Origin of the sequence: Streptomyces colwelliae (assembly GCF_048158785.1) — a bacterium.
Taxonomy (GTDB): Bacteria; Actinomycetota; Actinomycetes; order Streptomycetales; family Streptomycetaceae; genus Streptomyces.
In genome coordinates, this window is the sequence record NZ_JBLTJC010000431.1 from 1 (window position 1) to 8,039 (window position 8,039).

Annotated in this window: 4 protein-coding genes and 1 pseudogene; 3 read left to right on the top strand and 2 right to left on the bottom strand. The window is 72.3% G+C overall.

The annotated features are described in order from the left end of the window. Positions 1-23: 23 nt before the first annotated feature. A pseudogene (locus ACNFOC_RS46570) lies at positions 24-641 on the bottom strand (OB-fold nucleic acid binding domain-containing protein); the annotation flags it as partial. 168 nt (positions 642-809) lie between these two features. Here ACNFOC_RS46570 and ACNFOC_RS46575 point away from each other — a divergent pair. Both ACNFOC_RS46575 and ACNFOC_RS46580 read left to right on the top strand, forming a co-directional pair. Beyond that, positions 810-2,636, top strand: coding sequence for an HSP90 family protein (locus ACNFOC_RS46575; protein WP_416965054.1), 1,827 nt, complete (start codon positions 810-812; stop codon positions 2,634-2,636). Further along, positions 2,636-5,578, top strand: coding sequence for a tetratricopeptide repeat protein (locus ACNFOC_RS46580; RefSeq protein WP_416965055.1), 2,943 nt, complete (start codon positions 2,636-2,638; stop codon positions 5,576-5,578). The genes ACNFOC_RS46575 and ACNFOC_RS46580 overlap by 1 nt, the downstream gene beginning before the upstream one ends. A gap of 24 nt (positions 5,579-5,602) precedes the next feature. On the opposite strand, the gene ACNFOC_RS46585 is transcribed toward ACNFOC_RS46580, so the two are convergent. Next, the gene (locus tag ACNFOC_RS46585; RefSeq protein ID WP_416965056.1) at positions 5,603-7,240 is read right to left on the bottom strand and encodes a DAK2 domain-containing protein; all 1,638 of its coding nucleotides are present in this window, start codon (positions 7,238-7,240) and stop codon (positions 5,603-5,605) included. A 257-nt stretch (positions 7,241-7,497) separates the two neighbouring features. Here ACNFOC_RS46585 and rpmB point away from each other — a divergent pair, with 257 nt between their 5' ends. Next, positions 7,498-7,683, top strand: coding sequence for a 50S ribosomal protein L28 (gene rpmB, locus ACNFOC_RS46590; RefSeq protein WP_153288410.1), 186 nt, complete (start codon positions 7,498-7,500; stop codon positions 7,681-7,683). Positions 7,684-8,039 lie beyond the last annotated feature (356 nt).

Sequence of the window (8,039 nt, forward strand, 5' to 3'; positions counted from 1 at the left end):
TCCTACGCCGGCGAATCCGGAGAAGGAGAACGGATCAGGCCGCGGCCCTCGCGGAGGGAGTCCGGGAGGGGGTCTACGGCTTCCTGGGCGCTGGGCAGCGCCGTCTGGAGGGCCTTGCCGATCTTCCAGGACTCCAGTTTGGCGGTGGCGGGGTAGATGGGGATCAGGGTGCCCGCCCAGGTCTCGACCGCTTCCTCGGCGTCGCCCTTCAGCAACTCGTATGCCGGGTGAGCGAGTTGCAAGCGGCGGTTGAAGACGGAGACCTTGCCGGCGAACATCGCGCGCGTGCCCGGCAGCAGTTCCTTGTGGGGTTTGTGAACTCCCGAGCCGAAGAAGACGAGTTGGAGCCGGCCGCTGCCGTCCGTGATCGTGACTTCGAGACGCTGGCCCTTGCCCCGGGGGGCCTTGCTGGACGCGAAGGTGTGCAGACGGGCGTCGGCGACCTGGGCGACCACGGTGACGTGCTCGTCCATCGGCAGCTCGGCGAGGTGCGTGAGCTGGCCCCGCTCCTCGTACCGGCGCGGGTAGTGGTGCAGGAGGTCGCCCACAGTGTGCAGGCCGAGATGCTCGGCCATCACCTTCGCGGTGGCGGGGCCGAGCACCTTTTTCAGTGGTTCTTCCAGTGCGGGCACGAGATCCATTGCACACCACGCCACTGACAATGCCGTATACGTCTTGCGAAACTCCTGGTCAGGTGGGTCGTTCGCGGCCTAGGATGGCGCGCTCCGGCCATCCCCCGCGGTCACCGCCTCACAGGGACCGCCCGACCCCCGCGCCGATCGCACCTCCCCCACCTCGGCGCTGCGACGATGGACTCCCAGACCTCACAGTCATCCCAGGCATCCCAGTCACCTCACACGTTCCAGGTCGACCTGCGCGGTCTGGTGGACCTGCTCTCCCATCACCTCTACTCCAGCCCCAAGGTCTATCTGCGCGAGCTGCTGCAGAACGCCGTGGACGCGATCACCGCCCGCCGGGCCGAGCAGCCCGACTCCCCTGCCCTGGTGCGGCTGTACGCCGACGGGGGCACCCTGCGCGTCGAGGACTCCGGCGTCGGGCTCACCGAGGCGGACGTGCACAGCCTCCTCGCGACGATCGGCCGTAGCTCCAAGCGTGCTGAAGGGCTCCAGGAGGTCCGCTCCGATTTCCTCGGGCAGTTCGGCATCGGGCTGCTGGCCTGTTTCGTGGTCGCCGAGCGGATCCGGGTCGTCAGCCGCAGCGCCCGTACGCCCGACGCGCCGCCCGTGGAGTGGACGGCGACCGACGACGGCTCGTACACCGTGCGGACCCTGCCCGACAGCGAACGCCCCGAACCGGGCACCACCGTGCACCTGGTGGCCCGCGCGGGCGCCGGCGAGTGGCTCACCAAGGAGCGGGTCCTCGCGCTGGCGCGGGACTTCGGGGCGCTGCTGCCGTACGACGTGCGCGTGGACGGCGAGGCGATCACCGACCTGCCCGCGCCCTGGGACCGGTCGTACCCGAGTCCCAGCACCCGGAGGGTGGCGCTGGCCCGGCACTGTCACGAGCTGTTCGGGTTCACGCCGTTGGACTCGATCGACCTGTCGGTGCCGCTCGCGGGGATCCGGGGGGTGGCCTACGTCCTTCCCGGCGCCGTGAGTCCGGCGCAGCGGGCGAGTCACCGGGTGCATCTCAAGGGCATGCTGCTGACCGAACGGGCCGAACAGCTGCTGCCCGACTGGGCGTTCTTCGTGCGCTGTGTGCTGGACACGGACAGTCTGCGGCCCACGGCCTCGCGCGAGTCGCTGTACGAGGACGAGACGCTGGCCGCCGTACGGGAGGCGCTCGGGGAGCGGATCCGGGCCTGGCTGACCGGGCTCGCGGCGGGTGATCCGGAGCGTCTTGCCGCGTTCCTGTCGGTGCACCACCTGGGGGTGAAGTCCCTGGCGCGGCACGACAAGGAGATGCTGCGCACGATGCTGCCGTGGCTCCCGTTCGAGACGACCGACGGACGGGTGTCCCTGGAGGAGTTCGCGCAGCGCCACCCGGTGGTGCACTTCACGCGGACCGTCGAGGAGTACCGGCAGGTCGCCCCGATCGCGTCCGCGCAGGGCATCGGGGTGATCAACGGCGGTTACACCTACGACGGCGAGCTGGTCGAGGCGCTGCCGTCGGTGCGCCCGGGGACGGTGGTCGCCGAGCTGGACTCGGACACCGTGACCGCGCATCTGGACTCGGTCGATCCGGCCGAGGAGCTGGCGCTGGCGGACTTCCTGGCCGCCGCGCGGGCCAAGCTGGACCCCCTGGGCTGCGATGTCGTGCTGCGGGCCTTCCATCCGCTGGCGGTGCCCGCGCTGCACCTGGACGACCGCTCGGCCCGGCACGAGCAGGCCCGCGCGGAGGCCGAGGAGCAGGCCGACGACCTGTGGGCGGGCATCCTGGGTTCGCTGCGGGGCAGCGCTCCACGCGCGCGTCTCGTCCTCAACCACCTCAACCCGCTGATCCGGCGGATCAGTTCGCTGAGGGACCGGGACCTGATCGGGACGGCCACGGAGTCGCTCTACGGGCAGGCACTCCTGATGGCGCAGCGACCCCTGCGCCCCGCCGATTCGGCACTGCTGAACCGGGCGTTCATCGGCCTCCTGGAGTGGGCCACACACGGGGAGGGCGACCACTGATGGCAGGGATCACGGACTTCGACGCGTTGCGCCGGGCGATGGCGGAGAACTCCGAGGAGCCGGAGGGACCGGCCCGCAACGCGCGCGCGGAGCAACTGCTCGCCGAGGCCGAGAAGTTGGACATCCCGCTCGCGGTGATCGAGGCGCTCGGGCATCAGCTGAAGGTCTACAACTACAGCTCCGAGAAGGACAAGATGTTCGTCCCCTTCGCGCGCCTGCTGCGCATGTGGGACGAGCGGCCCGAGGACTTCGACGAGTACGAGGTCCACTCCCTGCACTGGGTCTTCAAGTGGATGTCGTCCGGCATGCTCGGCCAGCCGCACGTCCCGCTCGCGTCGATCGAGAAGTGGCTCGGCGAGATGGAGCACCGCTACCGGCTGGCCGGACATTCCGAACGGGCCGTCCGCAGCGCGGAGTTCAGCGTCGCCTCGCACGTCGGGGACCTGGCGCGGGCCGAGCGGGCGTACGCCGCGTGGCTGGCCGCCGACCGGGACACCATGGCCGACTGCCACGCGTGCGAGCTGCACAGCCAGGGCGAGTGGCAGGTGCAGCGGGAGCAGGACGCCGAGGCCCTCGCTCTGTGGGAGCCGGTCCTGGAGGGCGAGTTCACCTGCGCCCACGAGCCGCACACCGTCCTCGCGTCCTCCCTGGCCCCACTGCTGCGCCTGGGGCGGGCCGACGAGGCGCGCGCCCATCACCTGCGCGGTTTCCGTCTCGTACGGCCCATGGAGAGCATGCGGGGCGCCTACGCGGACCATGTGGAGTTCTGCGCGCTGAGCGGCAACGAGGCGCGCGGTCTGGAGCTGCTCGCGGAGCGTCCGGCGTATTTCACGGACTCCGGGAACCCGCGCAGCGGGCTGGACTTCCTGTCCGTGGTGACCCTGCTGATGGACCGCCTGACCGAGCTGGGACTCGGCGACCAGCGGGTACCGGGGCCGGCCGGCCGTACCTGGACGGCACGTGAACTCGCCGCCCACGCACGCGTGGAGACCCTTTCCCTGGCCGCCCGCTTCGACGAGCGCAACGGCACGACCCACATCGGCGACCGGGCACGCGCGCGCATGGACCAGCGGCCGCTGGTGGAACGGCTCCCCCTGGGGGTGCGTTCGGCGGGCCGGCCGGCAGCGGCACCGGTGACGACCCCGGTCTCGGAACCGGCCCCGGAGAAGGACCTCTCCGAACTCCTCACGGAGGCGCGGCGCCTGTCGGACACCCTCCAACCGCACGCCGTGGAGGCCTGGTTGGCGGTCTCCCGGGCCGCCGAGGGCGTCGAGCTGTCCGCCCGCGACCGCGCCGAGATCGCCGACCACCAGGCGATGGACCGGGGCCCCGAGGGCATCGCCCTCTTCGAGCGCGCGGCCCAGCTGTTCGCCGAGTCGGGCGACCCCGGGGAGGCGTGGGCGGCACGCGCGCGTGGAGCGTACGTACGCGCTCTCACGGGCGAGATCGACGAGGCCCTCGCGGCGATCACCGAGCCGTACGACGGAGTGCTCGCCCTGTACGCCGAGGACGGCACGGGCGTACGGCAGACGGCGGCCGTGCTGATGAGCCGCGCGCGCATCCTGATGCGGAGGGTGCACGGGGAATCCCCCGACCACACCCCCGACAGCGAGGACCTGACCGCCGCCGAAGCCGCCGTACGGGAAGTGCTGGCCCTCGTCGAGGGGCAGCCCCTTCCGGGTGACGTGGCCGATGTCCGGCTGGCCGCGCGGGGTGCCGAGGGGCAGGCGATGCTGGCCGAACTCGCGGTGCGGGGCGGAGACTTGGAGACGGCCGTCGGGCTGTTCGCGAAGGCGTCGACGGCGTTCGTGGTCGCAGGGCTGCCGTGGTTCGCGGTGGAGTACGAGGCCCGGCTGGCCGGGCTCGCCCATCACCTCGGCGACGTCACGGAGGCGGAGCGCGCGCTGCGGGCGGCCCTGGAGCACGGCGGGCCGTACCTGGAGGCGCCAGGACGGGCTCAGCTGCACCTCCAGCTCGCCGAGGTGCTCGGCGGCCGGGGACGGTCGGAGGAGGCCGCTGAGCACGCCCTGGAGGCCGCGCACTGGTCCGACGAGGCCGGTGAGGGTCCGACGCTGGGCGCCTGGGCGCGGCACCAGCTCGGCGGCTTCCTGCTGCGCCAGGGCCGCTGGGCCGAGGCCGCCGAGGTGCTGGAGTCGGCGCTGCCTGACCTGAACGCCGAGACGCACGGCGACGGCGCGATCGTCCAGACGCAGTGGTGGCTCGGTGACTGTCTGAGCGAGCTGGGCGAGCACCGGGCGGCTGCCGAACGGCGGTTGCAGGCGGCCGAGATCGCCCGGACCTGGCCCGAGCAGAACGACCACGCGACCCTCGCCCACCTCGCCGCCGAATCGCTGGGCCACGCGGAACTGCCCGCCGAGGCGGACCAGGCGTACGAGCGCGCGGGCGACCTGTGGCGGTCCCTGGGGAACGTGCACGGGCTCGTCCGCTCGCTGCGCGCCCGCGCGTGGCTTGCGTTGCGCTCGGACCGGGGGCTGGACCGCGCGCGGGAGTTGATGGCGGGCGCGATCGAGGAGTGCGAGGCCGCGCTGCTCGTGACGGACGACCAGGAGGCACGGCAGCGGCTCACCGGCGAACTCGGCCACACGCACCGGCAGTTCGGCGAGCTGCTGGCCCGGTCCGTCGCCGAGGAGGCCGAGGACACCGCGATCCAGGCCGCGTTCGAGGACGCCCTGACGCAGACCGCGGAGTCGGTCACCGTGTTCGCCGCCCTCGGGGAGGGCGCGGTGCACACCCGTACCGGCGCCGAACTCGCCGCGGGCTGGCTGGAGGCCGACCTCAGCCGCCCGGCCGACGCGGCGGCACGCGCGCGTGGCGTGCTGAAGGCCTACGAGGGTGCCGACGACGGCGACGAGACGGTACGGGCCCGTCGCGCCGAGGCCGAGCAGCTCCTCCAGTTGATGGAGGAACAGACGGAGAAGTAGGGGGAGTTGGGGTGGGGCTGGGACCTACTCCACGCCGATGAGCAACAGGGCACCCTGTCGGCCGCCCCGGTACACCACCGTGTCGACGGCGAGGTACGACTCCCGGACGTGGATCTCCAGGATGTCGGCGACGCTCACGGGCGCCTCGTCTCCGAGGACGAGCGTGACGAGTTCACCGCCGGCCGCGAGCATGCGGTCGAGGACCGCCCGGGCGGTGGCCGTGACATCGGCGCCGATCACCGCCACGTCGCCGTCGACGAGCCCCAGGACGTCCCCGGCCTGGCAGATGCCGGCCATGGTCCAGGACTGGCGTTCGGCGACGGCGACCTCGGCGTAGCGGGTCGCGCCCGCCGCCGAGGTCATGGAGACGACGTCCTCGTCGAAGCGCCGCTCCGGTTCGTGCACGGCGAGCGCGGCGATCCCCTGGACCGCGGAGCGCGTCGGGATCAGCGCGACCCGGATGCCCTCGGCGCGGGCCTGCTCGGCCGCTGCCGCCGCCGTATGACGCAGCTCCGCGTCATTGGGCAGCAACACGACCTCACGCGCGTGTGCCCGCCGTACGGCCGCGACCAACTCCCCGCTGGCAGGCGGCTCCCCGGGGCGCGCGAGCACGGTGGTCGCACCGGCCTCTCCGTAGAGCCCCGCCAGCCCCTCCCCCGGCACGACGGCGACGACGGCCCGCTGCGCGCGCTCCCTGGGCGGCCGTTCGGCGCCGGTGGTATGCACGTCACCGAGCCCGAAGTGGGTGATCCGGATCCGGTACGGCCGTCCGGCCTCGACGCCCGCTTCCACGGCGGCGCCCGCGTCGTCGACGTGCACGTGGACGTTCCACAGGCCGTCGCCGCCGACCACGACGAGCGAGTCGCCGAGGGCGTCGAGCCGCTCCCGCAGCCGCGTCACGGCCGAGTCGTCGGCCTCCAGGAGGTAGATCACCTCGAAGGCGGGGCCGCCCTCGCAGGGGGTGCCTTCGGGAGCACCAGAAGCGTCGGAGGCATCGGAAGCGTGGGAAGCGAAAACGTCCTCCACGCGTGTGTGCGTCTCGTCGGCGGCCACGCGTGCGTGCGCCTCCAGAGCCGTGAAGACCGGCACCTCCCCCGTGAACGTCTCCACCAGCGCGGCCAGCGCCGCGCACGCTCCCTCGTAGGCGGTCCGTGCGACGGTCCCGCAGTCGCCCCCGGTGTCGTCGGCCGCGTCCGCCGCCGCCGAGGCGACCGAGAGGACGGTGCCCTCGACGGGGTGGGCCACCGCGTGCCGGGCGGAGTCGGCCGCTCGGCGCAGGGCGAGCCGTAGGCCCTCCCCGTCTGTGTGAGCCGTCTCACCGTCGGCGGCGAGGACCTGGGCCATGCCCCGGAGCAGCTGCGCGAGGATCGTCCCGGAGTTGCCGCGCGCCCCGATGAGCGCCCCGTGGGCCATCGCGCGGGCGGCGTCGGCCAGCGGCGGCTTCTGCTCGGCCAGGGTGCCGTGTCCGTCGAACACCGCCTCGACCGCGGCGGCGGCGGACTCCATGGTCAGGTACAGGTTGGTGCCGGTGTCCCCGTCGGCCACGGGGTACACGTTGATCGCGTCGATCTCCTCGCGCGCACGCCCCAGCGCCCGCAGCGCGAGACCGCACCAGGTGCGCACCGCGAGAGCATCGAAGAATGTCTGCGGCACCTGCGGCACCTGCGCCTCCTTGAGCTGCTGGACTGGCACGCAGCGTAGACCTTGGGGTGGCCCGGACCCGAGGAGGGCCGGAGCTGGCCGCCGACCAGCCATGGTAGTTTCGTTGTACTGGCGCGGTCGTTGTATGCTGCTCCGGTTGCCCGATCCCGATCGGGCCATCCCTCCTGGCAGCGCCACTCAGATCTTATGATCTCGATCCCGGCATGCCGGGATCATCCATAAGTGCATCTGTGCATCTGAAGTCTTTGGAGTGACCCGTGGCTGCCAACTGCGACGTCTGCGGCAAGGGGCCGAGCTTCGGCAACAACATCTCGCACTCGCACCGCCGTACGTCCCGTCGCTGGAACCCGAACATCCAGCGCGTCCGTACCGTGGTCAGTGGGACGCCGAAGCGCGTGAACGCTTGCACCTCGTGCATCAAGGCCGGCAAGGTCACGCGCTGACGCACTGCTGAGCGCGCGGCCACTGCTGGTTCGCTGCATCGAGCCGGTCCACCTCGTGTGGGCCGGCTTTTTGCCGTGCCCTCTCAGAAGAAGCGCACGTCAGGAAACGCCCTTCAGGAAAGCTCACGCCGTAGCGCCCACCCGTGATCCACCGGCCCGATCCGCGACCCGCTCCTCGTCCGCCCAGCGGCGGGTCGCCCCGGCCGGCGCCCAGATCCACACCGCGGGACTTCCGAGCTGTTGCTGCTCGGTCCGCTGCGGCTCGCACGCCTGGCGATGCCGGGGCGAAACGGTTCGCGAGCCGGCGTACGAGATTCAGCTCGGTGCCGATGGCCCACTTGGAACCGGCCGGACCG